Genomic DNA, 24,430 nt, shown 5'->3' with positions numbered 1-24,430 from the left:
CGCACTCATACTTTCGCTCCGCGCATCAACTGGCGATTTTCCCAATCGATTCGCAATAGGACCGCCAGCGCCACGCAGTTGGCCAGAATGCCCGAGCCGCCGAAACTCATCAAGGGCAGTGTCAGCCCCTTGGTCGGCAGCAGGCCCATGTTTACCCCCATGTTGATGAAACTCTGCACGCCCAGCCAGACACCAATTCCCTGTGCCACCAGGGCGGAATACAGGCGCTCAAGGGCTACAGCCTGACGACCGATCACGAAAGCGCGCTGGATCAGCAGGCCGAACAAGAGAATGACTACCAACACGCCAACAAAGCCGAGTTCTTCGGCAATCACCGCGAGCAGAAAATCGGTGTGTGCCTCGGGCAGATAGAACAGCTTCTCGACGCTCGCGCCGAGGCCGACACCGAACAGTTCGCCCCGTCCGAAGGCGATCAGGGCATGCGATAGCTGGTAGCCTCGCCCAAAGGCGTCCGCCCATGGATCCATGAAACCAAATATGCGATCACGTCGGTAAGGTGAAAAAATGATCAGTGCGGCAAAAGCGGCGGCCAGCACGAGGATCAGGACCACGAACAGGCGTGCCCGCATCCCCCCGAGGAAAAGAATCCCCATGGCAATCGAAATGACCACCACAAAGGCCCCAAAGTCAGGTTCTTTGAGCAGCAGGATGCCTACCGCGACCATCGCACAGGCCAAGGGCAGGAAGGCCCTCTTCAGGTCATGCATGTGCGGCATCTTACGCGCGGTGTAGTCAGCTGCGTAAAGGACCGCAAACAGCTTCATCAATTCGGACGGCTGCAGATTGACGATCCCGAGCGGAAGCCAGCGGCGTGCTCCATTGACCTCACGGCCAATCCCCGGAATCAGCACCAGCGCCAGCAACACAAAGCCGGCCACAAAGAGCCACGGCGACCAGCGTTGCCAGGTCGATAGCCGGATCTGGAAGGTGATAGCGGCGGCGACCAGCGCGATGATCAGAAAAGCAGCATGTCGCACCAGGAAATAGGCTGGTTGATTGCCGGTCTGGCGGCCGGCCTCGGCCGTCGCCATCGATGCCGAATAGACCATGACCATGCCGATCACCAACAGCATCAAGGTGCTCCACAGCAGCGCCAGGTCGATTTCTGACGGCAGGCGGCGCGGCGAGCCCAGAGTTCCCAACATCAGGCAGCCTCCTTTTCGATGGCCCGCACAGCGGCAATGAATGCTTCAGCGCGATGCGCGTAATCACGATACATGTCCATGCTGGCGCAAGCCGGAGAAAGCAGCACGGCATCACCAATTTGCGTATGCGTGGCGCACCAGCGGACTGCTGCTGCCATGTCGGTGCAATATTGCCAGGGGACCCGGCAATCCTGCAGAGCGGCAGCGATGGCCGGCGCATCGCGTCCGATCAGGGCCGCGGCGCGCGCATGCTGGTCGATGGCGGTCTTCAGGGGCGAAAAGTCCTGGCCCTTGCCGTCGCCGCCCAGGATAATCGCCAGCGAGCGACCCAGGCCCTGAATTGCCGCCAGCGTTGCACCGACATTGGTTCCTTTCGAATCGTCGAAATAGCTGACCCCATTGATTTCGGCAACCCACTCAACGCGATGTGAAAGGCCACCGAAAGCCTTCAGCGCCGGCAACACCGAGCGCGGCTCGATACCGATCGCTGCGCACAAGGCCAGTGCGGCCATCGCATTGGCTGCATTATGGCGCCCAACGAGTTTTAGGTCGGCAAGCTTGACGAGTTGCTCGCCGCCGCGCACGATGCAGGCATCCACAAGCCCATAGTCGGAGCGGCGCGTGGGCGGATTGAGACCGAAGGTCACGACCTCGCGCTCGTCGCTGGCTGCCGCCAGGCTGCGCGCATCGTCGCGATTCAGGACCATGACGCCGCCGCCCTGGAAGATGCGCATCTTGCTGTTGGCGTAATCGTCGAGACCGTTGTAGCGGTCGAGATGATCCTCGCTGATGTTGAGCAGGGTTGCCGCCGCCGCCGCCAGCGTCTGTGTCGCTTCAAGCTGAAAACTCGATAGCTCGAGCACCCAGACGACCGGCGGCTCGTTATGGTCAATCGCATGCATCAAAGCGTCCAGTGCCGCCGGGCCAATGTTGCCGGCAACCGCCGTGCTGCGACCAGCGGCACGGCACAAGGCACCGGTCAGTGCGGTGGTGGTGGTCTTGCCATTGCTGCCGGTAATCGCAATCACCTGCGCCTGTGGCGACCACTGGCGCAGGCCGCAGGCAAACAGTTCGATTTCGGAAACCACCGGAACGCCAAGCGCCACCGCTTTTTGAACCAGTGGTTCCTGCCTCGAAACACCGGGAGAAATGGCGATCAGCTCAACCCCGGCAAAGGCTGCCGGCGCAAACTGGCCGGCAAACAAGGTTGCCTCGGGCACGGCCGTTCGCAGGGCAGCGGTTCGCGGTGAAGTCTCGCGACTATCGGCAACGCGCACCACGGCCCCTTGTCGTGCCAGCCACCTGGCCATGGCCAATCCGCTTTCGCCGAGGCCGACGACGAGTGTTCGCTTTCCCCGAAGGTCCATGTCAGCGCAGCTTCAGAGTCGACAAGCCGACCAGCACCAGCATGATGGTGATGATCCAGAAGCGGACGACCACCTGCGTCTCTTTCCAGCCACCGAGTTCGAAATGGTGGTGCAGCGGCGCCATGCGGAAAATCCGCCGACCTCCGCTCCATCTGTAGTAGAGAACCTGGGCAGCCACCGATAGCGTTTCGGCCACAAATATGCCCCCCATGATCGCCAGCACGATCTCCTGGCGGACGATGATGGCCACAGTACCGAGCGCTGCACCCAGTGCCAGGGCGCCGACATCTCCCATGAACACTTCCGCCGGGTAAGCGTTGAACCACAGGAAACCAAGTCCGGCACCCGCCATCGCTCCAAGGAAGATCGCCAGTTCACCCGCGCCCGGGATGTACGGCAGGAACAGGTACTTGGCATAGACGGCGTTACCGGCAACGTAGGCGAAGATGGCCAGGGCGTTGGCGATCATTACAGTCGGCATGATCGCCAGGCCATCGAGACCATCGGTCAGGTTAACGGCATTGCTGGTGCCGACGACGACCAGGTAACTGAGGACAATGAAGCCGAAGATACCGAGTGGATAGGAAACGGTCTTGAAGAAGGGAACGATCAGCTCGAGCTGTGCCGGCCCGCTGGCCGTCAGGCCGAGATAGAGCGCTACTACCAGACCGATAGCCGACTGCCAGACATACTTCCAGCGTGCCGGCAGGCCTCGCGGATTGCGATGCACTACTTTTTGCCAGTCGTCGTACCAGCCGATGCCACCGAAGCCAACGGTCACGATCAGCACCACCCACACGTAACGATTACTGAGGTCGCCCCACAGCAGCGTGGTGATGACAATGGCAATCAAAATCAGAGCTCCGCCCATGGTCGGTGTGCCGGACTTGATCAGATGAGTTTCCGGGCCATCGCGCCGCACCGCCTGGCCGATCTTCTTGGCGGCCAGCCAGCGGATCAAGCGTGGTCCGGCAATGAAGGAAATGATCAGCGCGGTCATTGCAGACAGCACCGTGCGCAGGGTGATATACCCGAACACATTGAAGGCCCGCACGTCCTGTGCCAACCATTGCGTCAACACCAACAGCATTACTCGCCCCCCTCGGGCGCCGGAACGCTGATGGCATTGGCCACCCGTTCCATGCGCATGAAACGCGATCCCTTGACGAGGATGGTGGTCTCCGGGGTGAGTTCGGCAGTCAAGGCTTCGACCAGTTGGTCGACATGCGTGTAGTGCTCTCCACCAGAGCCAAAGTTATGGGCAGCAAGGGCGCTGGCTTCACCCAACGCGAGCAGGCGATCGATTCCCTGGCTCTTGGCGTAACCGCCGATTTCGTCGTGAAACTGGGCGCTCATCTCGCCGATTTCGCCCATGTCGCCGAGCACCAGCACCTTTTTGCCGATCGTCGTCGCAAGTACGTCGATGCCCGCGCGCACTGAGTCGGGGTTGGCGTTATAGGTATCGTCGAGCAGCACCGAGTCATGCAGGGCAAGGCGTCGCTGCAGCCGTCCCTTGAGGCCGCGGAAGTTGGTCAGTCCGGCCTGTACTGCTTCCAGCGAGACGCCGGCCGCCAGACAGGCCGTGGCCGCAGCGAGGGCATTGCGCGCATTGTGCTGGCCCGGCAGCGCTAGCAGGACTTCGAACCGACCCTGCGGAGCGCAGACGTTGAGGCGATTTTCGAGACCATGCAGGGTGGATGTGCCAGTCACATCAGCCGCCTGCTCAAAGCCGAAAGTCATCACTCCGAGCCCACGACTCTGGGCACGCCACAAATCGGCCCAAAGGTCGTCGGCATTGAAGACGGCAATGCCATTTTCATCAAGACCACTGTAGATACTGCCCTTTTCGCTGGCTATCGCCTCCAGCGAGCCCATTCCGGCAAGATGGGCGCGCTGGGCATTGGTCACCAAGGCAACCGTGGGACGGGCGATGCCCGCCAGATAAGCGATTTCACCGGGATGATTCATGCCCATCTCGATGATCGCCGCGCGATGGGTGGAGTTTAGCCTGAGCAGTGTCAAGGGCAGGCCGATGTCGTTGTTGTAATTACCCTGCGTAGACAATACTGCCTCGGCAAAAGCCACCTTGAGGATGCTGGCAATCATCTCCTTGGTTGTGCTCTTGCCATTGCTGCCGGTTACGGCGAGCAGCGGCAGTTTGAAACGACTCCGCCAATCGGCCGCCAGGGCACCTAGCGATAGCCGGGTCTCGGTCACCTGCAACAGTGGCAAACCCAGCGCACGCAAGTTCTCGCCCGCGTCTGCAGCAACGACCGCGGCGACCGCGCCACGCATCTGGGCTGCCGCCACGTATTCGTGACCATCGAAGTTCTCGCCGCGCAGCGCAACGAAAAGCTCGCCGGCAGCAATGCTACGGCTGTCGGTCGATACACCGCAGAAGGTCACGTTGTCGCCGATCAGTCTGGCAGCCGTGGCACGTGCCGCAGCGAGGAGATCCATCATCGTGCCATCTCCCGGCGAGCAGCGAGGGCAGCATGCGCCTCTGCAGCATCCGAAAACGGCCGGCGCACACCAGCGATCTCCTGATAGGACTCGTGTCCCTTGCCGGCAATCAACACCACCTCGGCCGGATGAGCCAGGAGAATGGTGCGGCGAATCGACTCGGCGCGATCGGCGATGATTTCAGCACCGGTGGCAGCGACGCGGATATCGTCAAGAATGGCCTGTGGATCCTCAGCGCGCGGATTGTCACTGGTCAGCACCACGCGGTCGGCATGGCGGACAGCAACTTCTCCCATCAACGACCGCTTGCCGCGATCCCGATCACCACCACAGCCGAAAATGACGGTCAGACCAGCACCTCGGGCAATGGCCATCGGACGGAGCGCGAGCAAGGCGCTTTTCAGGGCATCCGGGGTATGGGCGTAATCGACGATGACCAAGGGTTCGTTGCCACTGCCAATCTTCTCGAGACGACCAGCCGGCGATTTCAGGGAGGCAAGACGCTCGGCGACCGCTTGCGGAGTCAGGCCAGCGTCAAGCAACACCGCCGCCACGGCGAGCAGGTTGGAGACGTTATAACGGCCGAGCAGGCCGGTCTCGACCAGGGCGCGACCGCTTGGGGTGCAAAGCCGGAAACGAAGACCGTCGATGGTTTCTTCGACGTTCTCGGCGCGGATCGTTCCCTGCCGGTCGTAGGGCAGGTCCTGTTGGGTGTAGCCAACCACCTTGGTCGCCGTACTCAGCGCGGCCAGTTCACGCCCGTAGGGATCGTCAAGATTGCTGACCGCCAGACGCAGGCGCGGCCAGGTGAACAATCTGGCCTTGGACTCTGCGTAGTCCGCCATCGTGCCATGGTAGTCGAGGTGATCGCGCGTCAGATTGGTGAACACCGCGACGTCAACACGGGCACCGTCGAGACGTCCTTCGGCAATGCCGATCGAACTCGCTTCGAGCGCGCAGGCTTGCGCTCCAGCATCGGCATAATCGGCCAGGCAGCGCATCAGCGTGGTCGCTTCGGGTGTCGTGAAACCGGTCTCGACCAGTTCACCGGGCAAACCCGCACCCAGCGTGCCGATGATCGCGCAGCGGCGCGGGTGGCTGGCGCCGATCCACTGGGTGACGCTGGTTTTGCCGTTGGTGCCGGTGACCGCAAGCAGTGACAGGCGCTCACTCGGATGCCCGTAGATGGCATGCGCCAGCGGTCCGCAAAGCGCGCGCAGCCCGATGATCGGCAGATTGGCAATCCGCCAGGCGCTGTTCCAGACAAAATTAGCCGTGCCGGTGGTCGTCGCCTCCCAGAAGACCGCAGCAGCGCCGTTGGCGATGGCCTCGGCGATGTAACGGCGGCCGTCGGCAAGATCGCCGGGATAGGCCAGAAACAGGTCGCCGGGAAGAACCTGACGGCTGTTATCCGTGACACGATCCGGTACGACGCCGAGCGTTGCCAGCCGCGCCAAGCTTGCGCTGGCCTCGTCCCTGTGTGTGAGAGTCGCCTGTGTGCTCACAGCCTGGCCTTGGGTGTCGGCGCTTTCGGGCTTTGCGCGACGACCAGTGGTACGTCCGGCGTAATGCCGAGCGTTCGCAAGGAACTGCCCATTACTGTGGCAAACACCGGTGCTGCGACATCACCGCCATAGTGTTTGCCGGCGCTAGGCTCATCGATCATCACCGCGACAATCAATCGTGGATCAGACGCCGGGGCAAGGCCGACGAAAGACGAGACGTACTTGTTCGCATAGCGCCCTCCTACGAGCTTGTGCGCAGTGCCCGTTTTGCCGGCCACGCGATAGCCGGGAATCTGCGCCTTGGGCGCCGTTCCGCCTGGCAGGACGGCCATTTCGAGCATACTGCGGACTTCACGGGCGGTCTTGGGGCTGAATACGGACACGCCGCTGGGCGTAGACGACTCAACCTGGGTCAGCGAGAGTGGCAGCACATCACCGTCGCGCGCAAAAGCCGTATAAGCGCGTGCCAGCTGGATCAGGGACACCGAAATGCCATGCCCATAAGCCATCGTTGCCTGTTCGATTGGCCGCCAGTTCTTCCATGGACGCACCCGGCCACTCACTTCGCCAGGAAAGCCCAGGCGTGGCACCTGACCAAAACCGACATCATCGAACATCTGCCACATTTTCTGCGGCGGCAGCATGGCCGCAATCTTGGCAGCACCGACGTTGGAGGATTTCTGTATGACTTCGGCGACACTCAGCGCACCGTGGGGATGCGCATCGGAAATCGTTGCATTGCCAATGGTCAGGCGTCCTGGTGCACAGTTGATGATCGTATCGGAACGGACCTTGCCCGCCTCAATTCCCAAGGCGATAGTGAAAGGCTTGAGTGTCGAACCAGGCTCGAAGGTATCGGTCACCGCACGATTGCGCAACTGGCTACCGGACAGACCTTCTCGATTGTTCGGGTTATAGGTAGGCCAGTTGGCCAAAGCGAGGATCTCACCTGTCCTGACATCGAGCACGACGACGCCGCCGGCCTTGGCGTTATTGTCGGCAATCGCCTGCTTCAGATGGCTGTAGGCCAGATACTGAATCTTCGAATCGAGTGCTAGACGAATTTCCTTGCCATCCTGTGGCGGTTTGATCGAGCCGACGTCCTCGACGATCTGGCCGCGGCGATCCTTGATGACGCTACGGCTACCGGGCTGTCCCAGCAATTGCCGATGAAACGCCAGTTCAACGCCTTCGAGCCCCTTGTCGTCAACGCCGGTGAAGCCGACCATGTGGGCGGTCATTTCACCAGTCGGATAGAAACGGCGGTACTCTTTGTCCTGGCCGATGCCAGGCAACTTGAGCGCTGCCACCTGGTCGGCCACGGCCGGTGGGATCTGACGGCGAAGAAAAACGAAGGTCTTGTCGGTGTTCAGTTTTTGGGTCAGTTGCTTGACATCGGTCTCCAGCAGAGCCGCCAATTGCCTCGCCTGCACAGGTGTCAGCGTCGTTGCTGGAGGGATCGCCCAGATCGACTTCATCGGCGTCGAAATGGCCAGGACGTCCCCGTGCCGATCGGCAATCCGCCCGCGAGAAGCACTGATTTCGATATCGCGCCGGTAGCGAGATTCTCCCTTTTCCTGCAGAAAATCGGTGTTCAGGGTCTGCAGATAGAACGCTCGCCCGATCAGCACACCAAACGAACCCAGGATCAGCAGGGCCATCAGGCGCGAGCGCCAAGGTGGCAGGCGCATCTGCAACAATGGGCATTCGGCGAACTTGTGCGCCACTTGACCTTTGAAACGCATCATTGCGGTAAGCCTCCGGTGGGGGTCGCGGTAATCACGTGGCCCGTTTCCGGCGCACGCATCTTCAGCTTTTCGCGAGCAATTTTTTCGATCCGTGGCGCCGTTCCCCAAGTCGAGAGTTCCAGTTGCAACTGCCCGAACTCGACCTCGAGTTGCCGGGCGTGCTCCTGCTCGGCCTCCAGCGCCTGAAAAATCTTGCGGGCCTTGTGCTGTGAAGTCACCACGGCTAGGCTGCAGATCACCACTGCCAGCAACAGGAAAATATTCAGGCGGACCATTTCAGGCAGCCTCTCTGGCCCTGGCCAGTTTCTCGGCGACGCGCATCACCGCGCTACGCGCCCGTGGATTCGCAGCAACTTCCGCCGCACTCGCCCTCCGCGGTTTGCCAACCAGGCGCAGTTCCGGCTGCGGCAGTTCAGCGGCACGCAAGGGCAATTTCCTGGGCAAGCGGTCGGGTGCCGCTTGGTCACGCATGAAGTGCTTGACGATCCGGTCTTCGAGTGAGTGAAAACTGATCACTACCAGGCGGCCTCCTTGTTTCAAGACGGTCATGGCCTCAGGCAGCACTAGCGCGAGCTGTTGGAGCTCTTGATTGATATGAATCCGTAGAGCTTGAAAGGTACGCGTCGCCGCGTCCTGCCCGGGCTCGCGGGGCCACACGGTCGCGCGTACAAGGGCGGCAAGCTCCCCCGTGGTTGTAAGCGGCCGCTCTCCCCGAGCAGCCACAATCTTCTTTGCAATCTGGAAAGCAAACCGTTCTTCACCATAATTCCTTATGACCTCCGTGATCTCCTGCACCCCGGCCCGCAGTAGCCACTGTGCGGCGGTCTCGCCTTGTGTCGTATCCATCCGCATATCGAGCGGCGCGTCATAGCGAAAACTGAAACCGCGAGCACCCTCATCGAGTTGCGGCGATGAGACTCCAATATCGAGAAGCACACCATCGATGCCCTCTTCTGCTGCAACCCCTGCCTTCCGCGTGGCACTGACCAGATCGGCGAAACAGTGATGCATGACGAGCAAACGCCGGTCCTGGATAGCGTGGGCCAGCGCCACCGCCTGCGGATCACGGTCGAGTGCAAGCAGTCGTCCATGTGGACCCAGCTGTTCGAGAATCGCCCGCGTATGGCCACCACCACCGAAGGTGCCGTCGACGTAGGTGCCTGCAGGCTTGATCTCCAGTGCTTCAACCGCTTCCCGCAGCAAAACGGTTTGATGCCGAAGCGACGTGCTCACAGCGCCAGATCTTCGAGACCGGGAGGCAGGAACTGTTCGCCAAGAGCGAAGACGGCCTCCTGTTGCTGCTGCCAGCCCACGTCCGACCAGATTTCGAAATGGCTCCCCTGGCCAACGAGCCAGACCTGTTTCTCGAGTTGAGCAAACTGGCGCAGTTCAGGCGCGATCAATAAACGACCAGCAGCATCCATACATTCTTCACGGGCATTACCAACCAACAGACGCTTGATGGCTGCGGCCTGTCGATTGAAACTCGAAGCTTCAAGCACCTTGTCGCGAATCGGTTCCCAGGCCGGTTCGGGATAGAGCAGCAGGCAGCGATGCGGGTGGGCGGTCAGGATCAGTCTGCCATTGGCAGCAGACGCAAGCGCTTCCCGGTGACGCGCCGGAATGGCGAGCCTGCTCTTGGCATCAAGACTCAATGCTGCCGCACCCTGGAACATCCAACCAGCCCTTGCTGTCCGCCCGTTAAAACCAACATTTTCCCACTTTTCGCCACTTACTCCCACTTTAAGTTAAGGGCTCGCCTAAAGCAAGAGGTACTGCTTCGCTTTTCTCAATGGCTACAATGACTTATGAGCGACTTTTGAGGTAGTTAGAAAGGAGATTACTCGCGATAAAACAAAGGGGCAATCATCACACTTAAAGTAAATTATTAAGATTGCCTCCTAAGTGTTCGCACAAATGGCGAGTTGAATGCGAACATCCGGCAGTGATGCGTCATTAGAGGGAGCGCTGGAGTTACGTGCAGCAATCGCTGTCCGCCATGCAGGAATGAAGGGGGTGGGAAGCCAGTCGATAAGCCGGGTTCTGTCGTGGGCAGCCATTCCTCTAGGCGTACTGTTACCAGCACGCTCAAGCAGCCTACCCGGAAGCAGCGCGAGCCACGCCCATGCTTCCCTATTTGGCCTTGCTCCAGATGGGGTTTGCCGTGCCGTCCGTGTTACCACGGCCGCGGTGAGCTCTTACCTCGCCGTTTCACCCTTGCCTGCCCCCATACTCGGGAACATCGGCGGTTTGATTTCTGTGGCACTTTCCGTCACCTCACGGTGCCCGGTCGTTAACCGGCATCCTGCTCTACGGAGCCCGGACTTTCCTCTCGGCGCCAGGTTTGCACCTCTTGCCCAGCGGCTGCCTGACCAGCTTCCCGATTTGATTATACGCCTCAGCAATCACGGCCCGAGTGAAATTGCAGGTGCTCAAGCCAGGGAGTACAGCCGTCTGAGTGCTGCCAGACTGACGACGGGGGAGGCGAATATGCGTGCGATCTCCTGAATGTTTCGTTGATGGTGGATAATGCGCAGTCCGCAACATGCTCCGCTTGCTCATGTCTTCCTGCTCGCTGCTGCTCCCCGCAACACCTGCCTGGCGCTGCCGAGGCCGGTATTTTCCGGCAATCTGCCTGGCCCTCGGTCTGACGATCGCCAGCTACTACTCTTCCGCGACTGAAGCACTGTTATGGTTTGCTACGGAACGCCCAACACTTGCCGCCCGACAGGCCGTTGACCTCCTTGCTCAGGCTGCTGCAGACGGACTGGAGGCACAGGACTACAACGCCGAGGGGCTGCAAAAGGCCATTGAAAATGCCGTCAACGTCATGGCACTTGCGGAAGACCAGGTCACCAGGATCGATCTTGCCTTGACTTCGGCGATGCGGCGCTATCTCAACGACCTGCACTTCGGGCGAGTCGATCCGCATCAGCTTGGTGCAAACTACCGTCAGGCCGCCGGTGCATTCGACGCCGATTTGTTGCTGACCTCGGCGATCACCGATGACCGCCTTGCCCAAACCGTCCGCCGCGTGGCTCCCGCCCTGCCACAGTACGGCAGTTTGCAGGAGGCGCTTGCCCATTACCGCGAACTGGCGGGTCACCCCGCCTGGCAACAGGACCTACCGCCGCTACCCAACGGCCACCTGAAACCAGGTGAAAAATATGCGGGTATTGCAGCACTGTGGCAGCGACTCGAATTACTCGGCGACCTGCGCACCGATGCTGCACCGCCAGGACGTTACGAGGGCACCATTGTCGAAGGTATCCAGATATTTCAGGAGCGGCATGGCATGGTGCCCAACGGTGTGCTCGGAAAAGATACCTTTGCATTACTCAATGTGCCACCCGCAAGCCGCGCCCGGCAGCTCGAACTGGCGCTCGAACGGCTGCGCTGGACCCCGTTCCTGCCAGCACCGCGTGTAGTCGTGGTCAACGTTCCGGAATTCATGCTGCGTGCCTACCAGGTCAGAGACGGCAGAATCGAGATCAAGACGACGATGAAAGTCATTGTAGGCACGACAGGCAAAACCCCGACACCGCTTTTTGATGCCGACATGCGCTTCGTCGAGTTCAGCCCCTACTGGAATGTTCCGCCATCGATCGCCAGGAGCGAAACCTTGCCCAGGCTGCGCCGCGACCCCGGTTATTTCGATCGACAGGGCTTCGAATTCGTCGGTAGCGACGGTCGCGTCATCGTCGGTCTGGACAGCGCCAGTCTCGATGCAGTGCAGCGTGGCCAGATGCGCATCCGCCAGAAGCCTGGGGCAGGTAACGCTCTTGGCAACATCAAGTTCGTATTTCCCAACAAGGACAACATTTATCTTCACCACACCCCGACAGCACAACTTTTCAAACGCAACCGGCGCGACTTCAGTCACGGCTGCATTCGCGTCGAGGCGCCGGTGGAACTGGCGAAATTCGTTCTCGCCGATGCGCCCGAATGGAGTGAAGCGCGCATCGTGTAAGCAATGCGCAAAGGCAAATCCACGACCATTCGCTTGCAGGAGGCCCTGCCGGTGGTCATCGCTTATCACACGGCAGCCGTCCGGGACGGGCGCGTGTATTTTTTTCCCGACATCTACCGGCAGGACCCGCTTCTCGATGCTGCCCTGCGTCAGCGATCGCTCGCCGTACGGGTTTCCTACCCCGCCAACATTCCAGCAGAATCAACTTATTAGCCGTTTCATGGAGCAGTCATGTTAAAGCCCTGTTCACGCCGCCTGTTTCTCGCTGACGCCGCCCGACTGGTTGTCGCCGGCGCCGTCCTGCCACTGGCAAAGCCTGTACTGGCGGCCCTGCCGACTGCGCGCAGCCTCGAATTCGATCACACCCATACCGGCGAACGCCTCTCGGTCGTATTCGCCCTCGGCGACCGCTATCTTCCCGAGGGGCTGCAGCGTCTCGACTGGTTTCTGCGTGACCATTACTCGGGGGAAGTCGGCAGTATCGACCCGCAATTGTTTGACCTGCTTTTCCAGCTTCGCCAGGAACTGGGCTGCGAGCAGCCCTTCCAGATCATTTCCGGCTACCGTTGCGCCCAGACCAACGCCAGGTTACGCCGCACCGGTGGCGGTGGCGTGGCGAAGCAGAGCCTGCACATGCAGGGCAAGGCCATCGATCTGCGCATTGCCGGTGTGCCCCTGGTCGATCTGCGCGACGCCGCAATATCCCAGGGTGCCGGCGGAGTCGGCTTCTATCCGTATGATGAGTTTGTGCACCTCGATACCGGCAGGGTACGTTCCTGGTAGTCGGGCGGCGAGTCGAGCGCGGGCTCGATACTTGCTTGCGACGGGGATAGTGATGACCGTTAAGGCGTTTTAGGCGGATCGGCACGAACCAGCTGAATCACGCCCTCTGCATAACGGTGCGTGAAAGGCGTACTCGAATCGATCCCTTCCGAGTAGTCGAGGATACGATACGCGGGAACGCCTCGTTCGCGCTGTAGCTGCAGTGCCCGCCGCTTGAAAATCAATCCGGATTCTCCGTCGCCACCGGTGCGAAAGCTCTTGGCGCGCATCGAAAGGCGGTAGGTATCGGCGTCAAGAATCCTTTCCTCAATCGTCCAGTTGGGTGCCAAAGGATCGTAGATGGCATAGGCAGCAACCGCAGCAGCAACGGCCAGTCCAAAATAAGCGGCATTGCCCGCATATTCTTTGACCGAATAAGCCCCCGCTCCGGCAATGACGGCGGCCCGGAGTGGCGCCACACTCGGCATCGGATTCTGCGCCTCTTTGAAGGAATAGTCAGAAACATGGCTGCTGTCTGGACGTGGTCGCAAGTACCAATCGACGTTTCCACAGCCACTCAGCAGAATGACCAGCAAGAAACCTGCAGGCGAACGCATGGCCATGTCCTTGTGGATCAGAGATATCAAAGATATTTGAAAAGGTTCAGACCGCTGATCTGTACAAAAGACTTCTGTGCAGCTTCCAGGTTGACCTGCTGCATCGTGAAGTCGGTGATCGCCTTCGCATAATCCAGATCCTGAAGGTCCGACAGGGTCTGCGCATACTGAATATCCAGCGCTTCGGAGTTGCTGCTCAGGCCGTCCAGTTCCTGCAGGTAGCCACCCACGGTGGTGTGCACGCGGCTGACATTGACCAGCACCTGATCAAGATTGGTCAGGTGCCCCTGCAATTGGCCGGAGAAGTCCGTTCTTGTCGTCGCCGAGGCCAGCAGCGGCGAGCGCAACAGGTCAATCATCTCCTGCATGGTCTGAAAAACGCTCTTGTTGGCGCTCGGCTTGATCGTGAAAGTGTCACCGGCAGCAGGCAACCCATTGATCACCACTTGTGCGCCGAAGTCAACGTCAGGAATGGTGGTGACCAGCGGAATGGCTTGCCCTGAAACAAAGGGCAGCACCGGGCCGACCGCCTTGGCAGGTAGGGGCGTACCTGACGTGTCTGGTGTCGAAGCATCGAACAACTGGTAACTACTGACGCCTGCCACCGAGGAAAACTGCAGCTGTAGCGAGAAATTTTCCGTTCCTTGCCAGGGAAAACCGGAATTCAAGGCGCTTTGCCATTTCTGGAGATCGAGCACCGAACCCGGCTCAATAATCCCTGAACCCTGGTTGGGAAAAGCGCCATTGCCCGTGGCTGCCGTCGAAAAGGTGCCATTGCCTTCCCGGATATTCATGAACAAATCGCTGCCGGCCACATTGCTTGGCATCTGTTGAGTTGAGGTCACCTGCAGCAGACGCTGGCCATCATCACCTGCGTAAGTAACCGATGAGGTTGCGCTGCCGGCAAACGGGATCGTTGCCCCCTGGTACCCTGAAAACAGGTAATCACCGTCGGCACTGCGACTATTGGCAAGCCCGAGCATGCCGTCAAAGCTCGCCTCCAGATCAATGGCGATGGCCTGGCGATCGCTGTCGGACAGGACCGTATTGCCCGCCTGAATGACCCGCTCACGAACGCTCTGCAGCAGATTTGTCAAGGCGGCCAGTTGGCTATCGACCAGGCCAAGTCGCGCGGTCGCGTCCCCCTGATTTTTTGCGTATTGGACGTCGATGTCCTTGGACTGCGAAACAGTGAGCACTCTGGCAGCGGCGACGGGATCATCCGCCGAAGTCAACATGCGGCGCCCGCTGGACATTTGATTCTGCAGCCTGAGGAGCTGATTCTGGCTACGCTCGATGCCGCGCAAACCAGAACCGTAGGCTTGACTGGTACTGATACGCATGTAACGCTCCTTAGGCCGACATTTGCAGAATCAAGTCGAACAGACTGGAACTGACTTGCAAAGCCTTGGCCGCGGCCTGATAGGCCTGTTGATAAAGAATGAGATTGGCCGCTTCCTCGTCGAGGTTGACCCCCGAGAGCGATTCGCGGTTGTCTTGGGCCTGGATCAGCAGGGCCTGCTGCGCCGCACTACTGACCTGTATCTGATTTGTCTTGCTACCAGTCTGGCTGACCAATTGCGCATAGGCTTCCTGGAAGGAGGAGGATTTCCCGGCCATCGTATGCTGCGTCTGGAGCTGCGCCAAAGCCAGCGCGTTACGCCCATCGGTGATAGCACCGGAATTCCTGGCAATTGTAAAGGTGTCGCCATTGTTGGGTATGCCAGTGATGGTAAAACTGAAGCCGGGTGTACTCGTCAGCGGGTCGAGAAGAGCAATCGTTGCCCCGCTCGTGTAAGGAACGACATCCGTAGTTGCAGCAATCACCACCGGAGCGGCGCCATTGATCGACACTTGCGCACCCACCGGAAAGTTTTGCAGATTGCCGCCCTGGTACTCCAGCGACATCGGCATCCCTGCCAAAGCCGCCACATAGCCTGTTCCGACACTGCCTGCCGACACCTTGGCCAATCCGGTATTGGTTGCACCCGTCGAAGTGCGGATTGGCCCTGCAGCCGTAATCAGGCTGGCGTCCGCCACAACCGCCGGATTGACCGAGAGTTTACGGGCAGCGTCGCGGGTTGGCTGAATCAGATAGCTTGAACCTTCCAACAGGGTCGGAGAAGGATCCAGTGTAAACCCCTGCGGATCACTTGCCAGATTCGTGTTGAGTTCTCCAAGATCAGCCCCGATCCATTGTTTGTTGTCGGAAAGACGCGTCAGCGTCACACCACTCGCGTCTGCGCTCAGGCGGTAATCACTGCTTCCCAGATCGGTATAGAAGTTTTCGTTGAACGGGGGCGGGCTGACAAAAGAAGCGCTAACAGTCGGGCTGCCAGGCGGATTGTTGGTGTTGGCAATGACCTCCGGCGGCATCACCAAAAACAGATCCGGCGTAAAACTGTTGGGCGCAGGAGAGAGCTGCGACTGACCGAGCAGGTCCTGCCCAAGGGCACTCTGCGCGTTGAAGGTCAGTGCTAACGAGATTGCGGTGCGGCCCAGTTCATTACTCGCCTGATCGAGAGATTCGCTCCGGAAAGCCAGCAATCCGCCGAGCGAGCCGCCATTGAGCAGCGACTCCGGAATCTCGTGGACACCCGTCACGCTTTCCTGGCCAACCACTCGCCGGGAAGAATCGCTCGGTGATCGCAATGTCGCGAGCTCCATCGTAATCGAGCCAGCGACCAGTTGCTGGCCACTACCGATGAACACATTGTAACTGCCGTCGCTATTGGTCGTGATCTTTGCCTTGACCATCTTGTTCAGATCGAGAACCAGCTGGTCGCGGGTATCCAGCAGATCGTTGGCGGGTTGGCCGGTAGCGGCTTGGGCAACCGAGATTTGCTGGTTGAGCAGTGCGATCTGTTTGATGTTGGCATTGATGCTGGTGACGGTTGCCTCGATTTGGCCATTGACTCCGTCGTACATCTGTGCGAGTTGGTCACCCATCGACTGATATCGAGTACTCAACGTCTGTGCCGCAGAGACCATGATTTGGCGGCTCGCCAATTGAGAAGGATTGGCCGCAACCTCCTGAACACTCGAAAAGAATCCCTGCAACGCTGGCGACAAGCCGGTGCTCGGATCGGCGAACAGATTGTTGATCTGGCTGATTTGAGCGGCATAGCTGTCGAGTTGACTCATGCTGCTCTGCGAACGATTGACCTGGTCGGTCAGGAAGTGGCTGTACATGCGTTCGACGGTCACCACATGCGTACCATGCCCGAAAAAGCCGCTACCCGTCTGCTGCGCAAAATTGCTAGCCTGGATCGTCCGCTGCCGCGAAAAGCCCGGGGTGTTGGCATTGGCGATATTGTGTTCGGTAGTCTGCAGTCCGAATTGAGCGGCCTGCAGACCGCTGAGAGCGGTACCGATGATTCCTGAGCCCATGGCATGAGTCCTCTATGACTACAATCTGTAGACGGCACCTGCTGCGATAAATTTAGTCCCGACGCGAAATTGCTCAGGCCATTAAGCGCTTAGCGCCTGTCGGAGCGTTGCCCCATTGATGATGCGAGCCAGCTTGTCGGCGTACATCGGGTCAGTGGCATAGCCCGCCTGCTGCAAGGAACGCGCAAACTGCGCGCCATCCTGCTGCCCAATGACCTTTGCAAAACGAGGGTTACTGCTCAGGACTTTTGCGTAGTCGCGAAAGGCCTCGGCATACGAACCATAGACGCGGAACCTGGCGCGTACCGATTGGGCTTCCCCGTTGACGAACTCGGTGGTCTGCACTTCGACGGTTGGTCCCGACCAGCTCCGCCCGGCCTTGATCCCGAACAGATTGAAGCTTGGCGAACCATCGGCGGCCTTGATCTCACGTTTCCCCCAGCCGCTTTCCAGTGCTGACTGGGCCACCAGAAAGTGCGCGGGCACCCCGGTCATTGCGGCCGCCTCGACAGCCTGCGGCCAAACGCGATCGACAAAGGCTCGCGCATCGGGTGACGTGCCGGCCGTGCTCACCGCGCCGCTCTTCGCCGCGGGGGACGCGGCAGTGCTGCGCTGGGCACCGGTCACGGTCCGGATGGTCGCCGTACTCGCGGTGATCTGCGCAGGTAGCGACTGCGGCAACAGGTCGAGGGGCGAGGTTGCCGCAGCCACAGCGCTGGGAGTCATCTGCCGCGCCAATTGCTTTTCGATCATTGCGGCGAAACCGAGCGGCGCTTGCGAGGCGAGATCCTGCGCCATTTGCTGGTCGCCCATGGCCGTGAAAAAACGGCTCTGATCGCTGTCCAGCAAACCGCCAGCGGCATTGGCATCGCGCATGCTTTTCAACATCAGGTGCAGCAGCATGCCTTCAAACTGTCGCGCGGCCTGCCGCACGCCGGCTTGCGGGTCCGCCTTGAGTCTGGCGCGCAGATCGCCGCCCAGAGCTGGATCGATTGCCAGACGATTGACCCCGAGATTGGCGGTATTCATCCGTGAAGGGCTCCTCTTGGTGGTCTGCTCGACATGGGTTCAGATGATTTCGAGGTCGGCGCGCAGCGCGCCCGCGGCTTTCATCGACTGCAGAATGGACAACAGATCCTGCGGACCGGCGCCCAGCGCATTGATTGCCTTGACCACCTCGGCAAGACTGACGCCGGCTTTCAACTGGATCAACGAACCGCCTCCCTGTTTGATCTCGATCTCACTCTGCGTCGTGGTCACTGTCTGCCCGCCGGCTAGCGCGTTGGGCTGGCTGACCTTCTGTTCGCTGTTGACGACCACCGACAGATTACCATGTGCCACCGCGCAGGAATCGATGGTTACCTTCTGGTTCATGACCACCGAACCGGTCCGGGGATTGATGATCACCTTGGCAACGGTTTGGGTCGGCCGTACTTCAAGGGCCTCGACTCGCCCCAGAAAAGCCACCCGGCTATTCGCTTCCTCGGGTGCAAGCACGCGAATCAGGCGGCCGTCCACCGCCTGCGCCGTACCTGGGCCAATCTCGCGGTTGATGACTTCGACCACTCGCTGGGTGGTGCCGAAGTCGGTCGTTGCCATTTCGTAATGAACGAATGGACCCTGACCGAGTGCCGTCGGCACCTCACGTTCGACGGTGGCGCCACCTACCACTCGCCCGGCAAGCAGATGATTGACCACCACCTTACTGCCGGCTGCTGCGGCTCCCGCACCGGCCACCAGCAAATTGCCTTGTGCCTGTGCGTAGATCTGACCGTCTGCGCCTTTCAGCGGCGTCATCAGCAACGTTCCGCCGCGAAGACTCTTGGCATTGCCCATCGACGACACGGTGATGTCGATCTGCTGCCCGACCCTTGCAAAGGGAGGCAGATTGGCGGTCACCATCACTGCTGCGACGTTCTTGAGCTGCAGCGATTGTGTCGTCGGCAAGGTCGTCCCGAGTTGCGCCAGCATGTTGATGATGCTTTGCGTGGTAAAGGGGGTCTGTGTCGTCTGGTCACCACTCCCGTCCAGTCCCACAACCAGGCCATAGCCAATCAACTGATTGTTGCGCACTCCCTGTACGGAAGCCAGATCCTTGATCCGCTCGGCGGTGACCGGGGCGCTCAACATGCCCGCCAGGGCGGCCAGAATGAGAGTGCGCCACAGACCCCTGCCGACTTGCCTGTCCATGATCCGTGCCATCAGCGGTGTTCCTCAGAAAGGCATGAAGGTCAGGAAGAAGCGCGCCAGCCAGCCCATGACCTGAGCTTCACTGATCCCGCCGCTTTCCTTGTATTCGATGCGTGCATCCGCAATTTGCGACGATGCAATGGTGTTGGCGGCATTCACGAAATAAGGGTTGATGATCCCTGACAGGCGGATGTACTCTTGCCCATGCCCAATCGCCACCTGCTTTTCGCCGGAGACAAGCAGGTTGCCGTTTGCCAGCACTTCGATGACCGTCACCGTGATGGTACCGGTAAACACATTGTTGGCGGCGGCCTCACCCTTGCCGGCAGCCGTGTTGCTGCTACTGCCTTTGAGTTCAATCAGCGACTTGCCGGGCAGATTGACGTTTGGTCCGGACGAGGCGCTGATGCTGCCAGTCTTGGAAAGACTGCTGTTCGACTTGGTGGCCGCCGAAGTGTTCTCGGTAATCGTCACCGTGATCGTATCGCCGACATAACGAGCGCGCCGGTCTTCGAACAGGGTTCGCGATGTTCCGGCCTGGTAAATGCTGCCAGTCGCGACGAGGCTGGCGGCGAGTGCGTCGGGCCGCTGCGCGGGGCGTGCGCTCATGGGTTGATGGACATTGGTTGGCGGCACCGTCGTACATGCTCCCAGCAGCAGTCCGGTTAGCGTCAGCAGAGACCTCACCACGAGCCATGCCTTACCCATCATGTGCCTTCTACAACTGGGTCAGACGCGCCAACATCGCGTCCGAAGTCGACACCACCTTTGAATTGAGTTCGTAGGCCCGCTGCGTCTGGATCATCATCACCAGTTCCTGCGCTACGTTCACGTTTGACGCCTCGACGAAGTTTTGCAGAACCACTCCGGAACCATTGGTTCCCGGCGTATTGGGAGTAGGAGTACCACTCGATGCGGTCTCCAGGTAGAGATTTTCGCCGATGCTCTGCAAACCCCCGTTATTGATGAAAGTTGCCACCTGGATGGTTCCGATCTGTACCGTTGCTGCCGAATTCGGCTGCGTGATGCTGACCACGCCATCGGTCCCGATGGTGATCGTCAAGGCATTCTGCGGAATCGTGATCGCGGGCTGCAAGGGATAGCCATTGGCCGTCACGATCTGCCCCTGATTGTCTTTCTGGAACGAGCCATCGCGCGTATAGGCGGTCGTGCCATCCGGCAGTAGGACCTGAAAGAAGCCAGCGCCGTCGATCGCCAGATCAAGGGTGTTGCCGGTTTGCTGGAGCGAACCCTGCGTGAAGATGCGACCCGTGGACACTGGGGTCGTTCCGAGACCGATCTGCAGACCATCGGGAATCTGGGTGGTCTGTGACGACTGGGCTCCCGGCTGACGAAGGGTCTGATAGAGGAGATCAGCGAAAATGCCACGCGCCTGCTTGAAACCGTTGGTGCTGACGTTTGCCAGGTTATTGGCAATGATGTCTATTTGCACCTGTTGGGCATTGAGGCCAGTACTGGCGGTCCATAGCGAGCGGATCATCTGTTTTCCTGTCAGGCATTGATCGTGAGAATCTGGGTGGCCGCACGCGCATTGCTGTCCGCCGTCTGCAACATCTTGATCTGCATTTCGAACTGGCGCGCCAGACTGATCATTCGGACCATTGCGTCCACCGTATTGACGTTGCTGCCCTCAAGCGCCTCCGGGACGAGCTTGACGTTCTCGTCGGAAACTGCTTCGTCGCCGCTGCGGGTGCGAAAGAGTCCGTCATCACCGCGCACCAGATCGTTCTCTGGCGGGTTGACCAGCTTGATGCGACCGACCGCGCTCGCGTTGTTGATTGCTCCCGCGCCGATCCGCGGGATGCTCGATACCGTGCCGTCCGGAGCAATCGTGATGTTGTTGTCCGGTGGCAGCGAGATTGGCCCGCCCTCGCCGAGCACGTTGAAGCCGGAACTGGTCAGCAGCACGCCGTTGGCATCGGTTCTGAGATTGCCGGCACGCGTATAGGCCTCGCGACCATCAGCCCCCTGCACGGCAATCCAGCCAGCGCCGTTGACAGCGACGTCGAGCGGCCGCCCGGTGACTGTCAACGGACCCTGCTCAAAGACATTGGCCAGCGAAGCATCGACTGCGAATGCCCGCGTTGGCGCGCCCGCACCAAGAACCTGTGCAGCGCGGAAGCGGTGCTCCATTGCCCGATAACCGACTGTGGCAACGTTGGCCAAATTCTGCGCAACGCCGGCTTGCTGCAGGAAAGCCTGTTTGGCGCCACTCATTGCGGTGTAGATCAGTCGATCCATCGGTTATTGTCGCTTTCTTTCGCTACCGCGCTTAGCGCAGGTTCACCAGGGTCTGCATGACCTGATCCTGGGTCTTGATCGTTTGTGCATTGGCCTGATAGTTGCGCTGTGCTGAAATCATGTCGACCAGTTCCTTGGTGAGGTCGACGTTCGAGTCTTCCACTGTCGCCGACTGGATCACGGCGCGCGTTCCTGTCCCCGGCGCACCGAGCAGTGGCGGGCCGGAGGTCGAAGTCTCACTCCATTCATTGTTGCCCAGATTCAGCAGGCCATTGGGATCGCTGAAATTGGCAAGCACGACTTGCCCGAGGTTGCGCGACTGACTGTTGCTGTAGCGACCTTGCAGGATCCCGTCACTCGAGACGCCCACGCCCACCAGACTGCCAGCGGCATATCCTCCCTGTATCAGGCGATCGACTGTCGAGTCATTCCCGAACTGGGTGGTATCGGTGTAATCGATGCTTCCCGGTGACCAAGGTGTGGTGGCTCCGTCCGTCAGATCCCATTCCGGCATCGGAATGGAGAACAAGGGGTCTCCTGCAGCCGGTGCTGGTACCACGCTCGTCAGTATTCCCGAGGTATCGAATACCAGACTCCGACCCCCCGGAGCAGCATCCGCAGACAGCACCCCATCAAGCGTTGCATAGATGTCCCATGTCCCGGGAGTTGCCGTGCGAACGTAGTACGTGCTCAGGTTGTGCATCACCCCGAGGGTGTCGAAAACATTCAGGGCGGTCGAGAAATTGTACGATTGCGTATTGGTGGGATCGAAGGTGGTCACCAAGGGAACCGAATCGAGTGCGTCGAGATTGATTGCCGCGCTGATGTCTCCCGCCAGCGGATCGCTGGTTGCCCGCGGTGGAATCTGGCTGGCAGATAACTGTATCTCGACCGGGTTGGTCGGGGAAATGTCACCATTCTCAGCAACCGGATAGCCAGTCAGACGAAGGTTCTTGTCGTTGATGACGTAACCTTCCTTATCGAGGTGAAACTGGCCGTTGCGAGTATAGGTGATTGCCCCTTCATGACTCATGCGAAAATAGCCGGGACCATTGAGTGCCAGGTCCAGGGGATTGTTGGTGGTCGTCAGATTACCCTGGGTGAACTGTTGCTGGATTGCCGACACCGTGACCCCGATACCGATCTGCGAACCGGACCCGATACCCAGCGAAGCCGCGTAGAGATCCGAGAAGTGCGCATCTGCCCTCTTGAAGCCGACGGTAGCGACGTTGGCGACGTTGTTGCCAATCACATTCAGCGACGCGGCCGAAGCATTCAGACCACTCAAACCCTGTTGAAAACTCATGGTTGACCCCTGTTCCTAGAAAATCTGCTGCACCTTGTTGAAATCTACTCTGCCCAGTCCAGCGAGTTCAAGCTGGAAGGCGCCCTTGTCTCTGACCAAGGCAGAAACTGTGCCCAAATGCATCGCTTCTGTGGCCACAGTTTCGCTGCCACGCACGGCAGCGATCGTGAAACTGTAGTTGCCTGGCGGCGCGGTCGTTCCGGCATCGGTCTTGCCGTCCCAGGTAAAGCTGAAGCTGCCGGCATCGCGCGCGCCCAGATTCTGACTTTGCACCACCTTGCCGGCGGCATCGAGGATCGTCAGCGTCACCTTGTCAGCCGGGCCCGCAAGATTGGCACCGCCACTGGCTTTGGCACCGCCACCGGCTCCGCCGTCGCTCAGAGCAAGCCGGGAACCAGGAACGAGAACGCTCTTGCCAATCAGACCCGCCGCCTGCATCGACTGGCTGTCGTTGAAGTCGCTCAACAGGGTCTGCATCGTCGCGTTCAGATTTTCGATACCGGCCACCGTACTGATCTGCGAGATCTGCGTGGTCACCGCAGCATTGTCGAGCGGGTTGAGCGGGTCCTGATTCTTCAGTTGCGTTACCAGCAGCTTGAGAAAGCGGTTCTGGACATCCTCACTGCCTGAACTCGCATCGGTCGTGCCGGCCTTTGCCTGGGCATTGATCGCCGCAAAAATGTCGCTGCTTGAATTGACTGCTGATTGCACGGCGTTCATGAGTTTCTCCTGTGTCTTCTGTTCGATGACTACTGACCAAGCGTCAGCGTTTTGAGCAGCAACTGCTTGGCGGTGTTCATCACCTCGACGTTGTTCTGGTAGGCACGCGACGCTGAAATCATGTTGGTCATTTCTTCAACCACGTTCACATTGGGCATCGCGACGTAGCCTTTTTCGTCGGCGGCAGGATTGCGTGGGTCATAAACCATACGCCCGGGACTGCTGTCCTCAACCACCTGTTTAACCCGAACCCCTTGTGCCGCAGGGCTGCCCATCGGTGTAGCGGCAAACACCACCTGTTTGGCCCGATAAGGCTTGCCGTCCGAACCGATCACGCTGTCCACGTTCGCCAGGTTGCTGGCGACCGCGTTGAGGCGTATCGCCTGTGCGGTTACTGCACTACCGGCCACAGCAAAGGTATTGAACAGGCTCATGGCAATTAATGTGAACGTCGCGTCAGCAATTCACGAACCTTCCCTCGCCCGCAAGCATGAGAAAATCCGGGAGAGAGGGAAACGAATGCGTTCATGATCGAAGTTGCCTGCAACAGCTGTGACCGTTAGGGCTGCAGAGCCGCGAGCAGGGTCTTGACCTTGCCACTGAGAAAACTCATGCCAGCCTCGTAGAAAATGGCGTTTTCAGCAAAGTTCGCCTGCTCGACATCCATATCGACCGTATTGCCATCGGCACTCGCCTGGCTGGTCTGGCGATACATCAGGCGCACCGGGCCAGAGTCCGCAGTGCCCTGAAAATGACGTTCAGAAGTCGTTACCAGGTTGAGGTTGCCTTCGCCGCGGCCAGCAAGTGCGTCCTTCAACGTTGTAGCAAAATCGAAGTCCCTAGCCTGGTAGTGCGGAGTATCGGCGTTGGCGATATTCCCGGCAAGCACTTGCTGCCGATATGCACGCAGCGTTAGTGCCTGCTGCCCCGCGAAAAGCGCGCTGTCAAGCTTGCTAGCCAACAC

Annotated in this window: 24 protein-coding genes and 1 other RNA gene; 3 read left to right on the top strand and 22 right to left on the bottom strand. The window is 59.7% G+C overall.

Annotated elements, in window-relative coordinates; all coding sequences use genetic code 11:
• Nucleotides 1-5: 5 nt before the first annotated feature.
• From ftsW to rnpB, 10 genes are all read right to left on the bottom strand, one after another.
• On the bottom strand, nt 6-1,166 hold the full coding sequence (gene ftsW, locus AW06_RS02440; protein WP_034945026.1) for a putative lipid II flippase FtsW: 1,161 nt from the start codon (nt 1,164-1,166) through the stop codon (nt 6-8).
• The gene (murD, locus tag AW06_RS02435) at nt 1,166-2,533 is read right to left on the bottom strand and encodes a UDP-N-acetylmuramoyl-L-alanine--D-glutamate ligase (RefSeq protein ID WP_034945023.1); all 1,368 of its coding nucleotides are present in this window, start codon (nt 2,531-2,533) and stop codon (nt 1,166-1,168) included. Before murD ends, ftsW begins: the two co-directional genes overlap by 1 nt.
• Before the next feature lies 1 nt (nt 2,534).
• The gene (gene mraY / locus AW06_RS02430; RefSeq protein ID WP_034945019.1) at nt 2,535-3,623 is read right to left on the bottom strand and encodes a phospho-N-acetylmuramoyl-pentapeptide-transferase; all 1,089 of its coding nucleotides are present in this window, start codon (nt 3,621-3,623) and stop codon (nt 2,535-2,537) included.
• On the bottom strand, nt 3,623-4,996 hold the full coding sequence (gene murF / locus AW06_RS02425; protein WP_034945016.1) for a UDP-N-acetylmuramoyl-tripeptide--D-alanyl-D-alanine ligase: 1,374 nt from the start codon (nt 4,994-4,996) through the stop codon (nt 3,623-3,625). The genes mraY and murF overlap by 1 nt, the downstream gene beginning before the upstream one ends.
• Nucleotides 4,993-6,501 carry a UDP-N-acetylmuramoyl-L-alanyl-D-glutamate--2,6-diaminopimelate ligase gene (locus AW06_RS02420; RefSeq protein ID WP_034945013.1) on the bottom strand — a complete coding sequence of 503 codons (1,509 nt, stop codon included), beginning with the start codon at nt 6,499-6,501 and terminating at the stop codon, nt 4,993-4,995. The genes murF and AW06_RS02420 overlap by 4 nt, the downstream gene beginning before the upstream one ends.
• A complete protein-coding gene (locus AW06_RS02415) occupies nt 6,498-8,249 on the bottom strand; it encodes a penicillin-binding protein 2 (RefSeq protein ID WP_046535132.1) in 1,752 nt (583 codons plus the stop codon). Before AW06_RS02415 ends, AW06_RS02420 begins: the two co-directional genes overlap by 4 nt.
• Entirely contained in the window at nt 8,246-8,524 is a 279-nt protein-coding gene (ftsL, locus tag AW06_RS02410) for a cell division protein FtsL (RefSeq protein ID WP_034920298.1), read from the bottom strand. The genes AW06_RS02415 and ftsL overlap by 4 nt, the downstream gene beginning before the upstream one ends.
• A 1-nt stretch (nt 8,525) precedes the next feature.
• On the bottom strand, nt 8,526-9,482 hold the full coding sequence (gene rsmH / locus AW06_RS02405; protein WP_034945010.1) for a 16S rRNA (cytosine(1402)-N(4))-methyltransferase RsmH: 957 nt from the start codon (nt 9,480-9,482) through the stop codon (nt 8,526-8,528).
• Entirely contained in the window at nt 9,479-9,925 is a 447-nt protein-coding gene (gene mraZ / locus AW06_RS02400; RefSeq protein WP_034945007.1) for a division/cell wall cluster transcriptional repressor MraZ, read from the bottom strand. The genes rsmH and mraZ overlap by 4 nt, the downstream gene beginning before the upstream one ends.
• 340 nt (nt 9,926-10,265) lie before the next feature.
• Nucleotides 10,266-10,629: RNase P RNA component class A (gene rnpB / locus AW06_RS02635), an RNA gene on the bottom strand.
• Nucleotides 10,630-10,794: 165 nt separating this feature from the next.
• Between rnpB and AW06_RS02395 the strand changes: the two genes are divergently transcribed.
• The 3 genes from AW06_RS02395 to AW06_RS02390 are packed head-to-tail and all read left to right on the top strand — an operon-like array spanning nt 10,795 to nt 13,002.
• Nucleotides 10,795-12,219, top strand: coding sequence for a L,D-transpeptidase family protein (locus tag AW06_RS02395; RefSeq protein ID WP_337958726.1), 1,425 nt, complete (start codon nt 10,795-10,797; stop codon nt 12,217-12,219).
• Between the two features lie 3 nt (nt 12,220-12,222).
• Nucleotides 12,223-12,432: a hypothetical protein gene (locus AW06_RS21430; protein WP_337958725.1), complete on the top strand. Its 210-nt coding sequence runs from the start codon at nt 12,223-12,225 to the stop codon at nt 12,430-12,432.
• Nucleotides 12,433-12,450: 18 nt separating this feature from the next.
• The gene (locus AW06_RS02390; RefSeq protein WP_034945005.1) at nt 12,451-13,002 is read left to right on the top strand and encodes a YcbK family protein; all 552 of its coding nucleotides are present in this window, start codon (nt 12,451-12,453) and stop codon (nt 13,000-13,002) included.
• Between the two features lie 59 nt (nt 13,003-13,061).
• Here the strand turns inward: AW06_RS02390 and AW06_RS02385 are convergent, their stop codons facing one another.
• The 12 genes from AW06_RS02385 to flgB all read right to left on the bottom strand — a co-directional run bounded on the left by AW06_RS02385 (nt 13,062) and on the right by flgB (nt 24,430).
• Nucleotides 13,062-13,598: a hypothetical protein gene (locus tag AW06_RS02385; RefSeq protein WP_138677407.1), complete on the bottom strand. Its 537-nt coding sequence runs from the start codon at nt 13,596-13,598 to the stop codon at nt 13,062-13,064.
• 26 nt (nt 13,599-13,624) lie between these two features.
• Nucleotides 13,625-14,941, bottom strand: coding sequence for a flagellar hook-associated protein FlgL (gene flgL / locus AW06_RS02380; RefSeq protein ID WP_034945003.1), 1,317 nt, complete (start codon nt 14,939-14,941; stop codon nt 13,625-13,627).
• Nucleotides 14,942-14,951: 10 nt separating this feature from the next.
• Entirely contained in the window at nt 14,952-16,988 is a 2,037-nt protein-coding gene (gene flgK, locus AW06_RS02375) for a flagellar hook-associated protein FlgK (RefSeq protein WP_034945001.1), read from the bottom strand.
• A gap of 81 nt (nt 16,989-17,069) precedes the next feature.
• The gene (flgJ, locus tag AW06_RS02370) at nt 17,070-18,017 is read right to left on the bottom strand and encodes a flagellar assembly peptidoglycan hydrolase FlgJ (RefSeq protein ID WP_034945000.1); all 948 of its coding nucleotides are present in this window, start codon (nt 18,015-18,017) and stop codon (nt 17,070-17,072) included.
• A 39-nt stretch (nt 18,018-18,056) separates the two neighbouring features.
• On the bottom strand, nt 18,057-19,118 hold the full coding sequence (locus AW06_RS02365) for a flagellar basal body P-ring protein FlgI (protein ID WP_273704320.1): 1,062 nt from the start codon (nt 19,116-19,118) through the stop codon (nt 18,057-18,059).
• 84 nt (nt 19,119-19,202) lie between these two features.
• Nucleotides 19,203-19,886, bottom strand: a complete 684-nt coding sequence (locus AW06_RS02360; RefSeq protein ID WP_034944997.1) for a flagellar basal body L-ring protein FlgH — start codon at nt 19,884-19,886, stop codon at nt 19,203-19,205.
• 10 nt (nt 19,887-19,896) lie between these two features.
• Nucleotides 19,897-20,679: a flagellar basal-body rod protein FlgG gene (gene flgG, locus AW06_RS02355; protein ID WP_034944994.1), complete on the bottom strand. Its 783-nt coding sequence runs from the start codon at nt 20,677-20,679 to the stop codon at nt 19,897-19,899.
• An 11-nt stretch (nt 20,680-20,690) separates the two neighbouring features.
• Nucleotides 20,691-21,440 carry a flagellar basal-body rod protein FlgF gene (gene flgF, locus AW06_RS02350; RefSeq protein WP_034944991.1) on the bottom strand — a complete coding sequence of 250 codons (750 nt, stop codon included), beginning with the start codon at nt 21,438-21,440 and terminating at the stop codon, nt 20,691-20,693.
• A 31-nt stretch (nt 21,441-21,471) separates the two neighbouring features.
• The gene (flgE, locus tag AW06_RS02345; protein WP_034944988.1) at nt 21,472-22,746 is read right to left on the bottom strand and encodes a flagellar hook protein FlgE; all 1,275 of its coding nucleotides are present in this window, start codon (nt 22,744-22,746) and stop codon (nt 21,472-21,474) included.
• A gap of 15 nt (nt 22,747-22,761) precedes the next feature.
• Nucleotides 22,762-23,466, bottom strand: a complete 705-nt coding sequence (locus tag AW06_RS02340; protein WP_034944983.1) for a flagellar hook assembly protein FlgD — start codon at nt 23,464-23,466, stop codon at nt 22,762-22,764.
• 29 nt (nt 23,467-23,495) lie between these two features.
• Nucleotides 23,496-23,900 carry a flagellar basal body rod protein FlgC gene (gene flgC / locus AW06_RS02335; RefSeq protein WP_034944980.1) on the bottom strand — a complete coding sequence of 135 codons (405 nt, stop codon included), beginning with the start codon at nt 23,898-23,900 and terminating at the stop codon, nt 23,496-23,498.
• Between the two features lie 125 nt (nt 23,901-24,025).
• Nucleotides 24,026-24,430 carry a flagellar basal body rod protein FlgB gene (gene flgB, locus AW06_RS02330; RefSeq protein WP_324546041.1) on the bottom strand — a complete coding sequence of 135 codons (405 nt, stop codon included), beginning with the start codon at nt 24,428-24,430 and terminating at the stop codon, nt 24,026-24,028.

Source organism: Candidatus Accumulibacter cognatus (genome assembly GCF_000584975.1).
In the GTDB taxonomy this organism is placed as follows: domain Bacteria; phylum Pseudomonadota; class Gammaproteobacteria; order Burkholderiales; family Rhodocyclaceae; genus Accumulibacter; species Accumulibacter cognatus.
This window is presented reverse-complemented; position numbering and strand designations above follow the sequence as displayed.

What these genes read in the sequence shown, in the direction of transcription:
- ftsW (WP_034945026.1), bottom strand. Translation starts at nt 1,166, where the DNA reads ATGTTGGGAACTCTGGGCTCGCCGCGCCGCCTGCCGTCAGAAATCGAC.
- murD (WP_034945023.1), bottom strand. Translation starts at nt 2,533, where the DNA reads ATGGACCTTCGGGGAAAGCGAACACTCGTCGTCGGCCTCGGCGAAAGC.
- mraY (WP_034945019.1), bottom strand. Translation starts at nt 3,623, where the DNA reads ATGCTGTTGGTGTTGACGCAATGGTTGGCACAGGACGTGCGGGCCTTC.
- murF (WP_034945016.1), bottom strand. Translation starts at nt 4,996, where the DNA reads ATGATGGATCTCCTCGCTGCGGCACGTGCCACGGCTGCCAGACTGATC.
- AW06_RS02415 (WP_046535132.1), bottom strand. Translation starts at nt 8,249, where the DNA reads ATGATGCGTTTCAAAGGTCAAGTGGCGCACAAGTTCGCCGAATGCCCA.
- ftsL (WP_034920298.1), bottom strand. Translation starts at nt 8,524, where the DNA reads ATGGTCCGCCTGAATATTTTCCTGTTGCTGGCAGTGGTGATCTGCAGC.
- mraZ (WP_034945007.1), bottom strand. Translation starts at nt 9,925, where the DNA reads ATGTTCCAGGGTGCGGCAGCATTGAGTCTTGATGCCAAGAGCAGGCTC.
- AW06_RS02395 (WP_337958726.1), top strand. Translation starts at nt 10,795, where the DNA reads ATGCTCCGCTTGCTCATGTCTTCCTGCTCGCTGCTGCTCCCCGCAACA.
- AW06_RS21430 (WP_337958725.1), top strand. Translation starts at nt 12,223, where the DNA reads ATGCGCAAAGGCAAATCCACGACCATTCGCTTGCAGGAGGCCCTGCCG.
- AW06_RS02390 (WP_034945005.1), top strand. Translation starts at nt 12,451, where the DNA reads ATGTTAAAGCCCTGTTCACGCCGCCTGTTTCTCGCTGACGCCGCCCGA.
- AW06_RS02385 (WP_138677407.1), bottom strand. Translation starts at nt 13,598, where the DNA reads ATGCGTTCGCCTGCAGGTTTCTTGCTGGTCATTCTGCTGAGTGGCTGT.
- flgL (WP_034945003.1), bottom strand. Translation starts at nt 14,941, where the DNA reads ATGCGTATCAGTACCAGTCAAGCCTACGGTTCTGGTTTGCGCGGCATC.
- flgK (WP_034945001.1), bottom strand. Translation starts at nt 16,988, where the DNA reads ATGGGCTCAGGAATCATCGGTACCGCTCTCAGCGGTCTGCAGGCCGCT.
- flgJ (WP_034945000.1), bottom strand. Translation starts at nt 18,017, where the DNA reads ATGAATACCGCCAATCTCGGGGTCAATCGTCTGGCAATCGATCCAGCT.
- AW06_RS02365 (WP_273704320.1), bottom strand. Translation starts at nt 19,118, where the DNA reads ATGTTGAGCGCCCCGGTCACCGCCGAGCGGATCAAGGATCTGGCTTCC.
- AW06_RS02360 (WP_034944997.1), bottom strand. Translation starts at nt 19,886, where the DNA reads ATGGGTAAGGCATGGCTCGTGGTGAGGTCTCTGCTGACGCTAACCGGA.
- flgG (WP_034944994.1), bottom strand. Translation starts at nt 20,679, where the DNA reads ATGATCCGCTCGCTATGGACCGCCAGTACTGGCCTCAATGCCCAACAG.
- flgF (WP_034944991.1), bottom strand. Translation starts at nt 21,440, where the DNA reads ATGGATCGACTGATCTACACCGCAATGAGTGGCGCCAAACAGGCTTTC.
- flgE (WP_034944988.1), bottom strand. Translation starts at nt 22,746, where the DNA reads ATGAGTTTTCAACAGGGTTTGAGTGGTCTGAATGCTTCGGCCGCGTCG.
- AW06_RS02340 (WP_034944983.1), bottom strand. Translation starts at nt 23,466, where the DNA reads ATGAACGCCGTGCAATCAGCAGTCAATTCAAGCAGCGACATTTTTGCG.
- flgC (WP_034944980.1), bottom strand. Translation starts at nt 23,900, where the DNA reads ATGAGCCTGTTCAATACCTTTGCTGTGGCCGGTAGTGCAGTAACCGCA.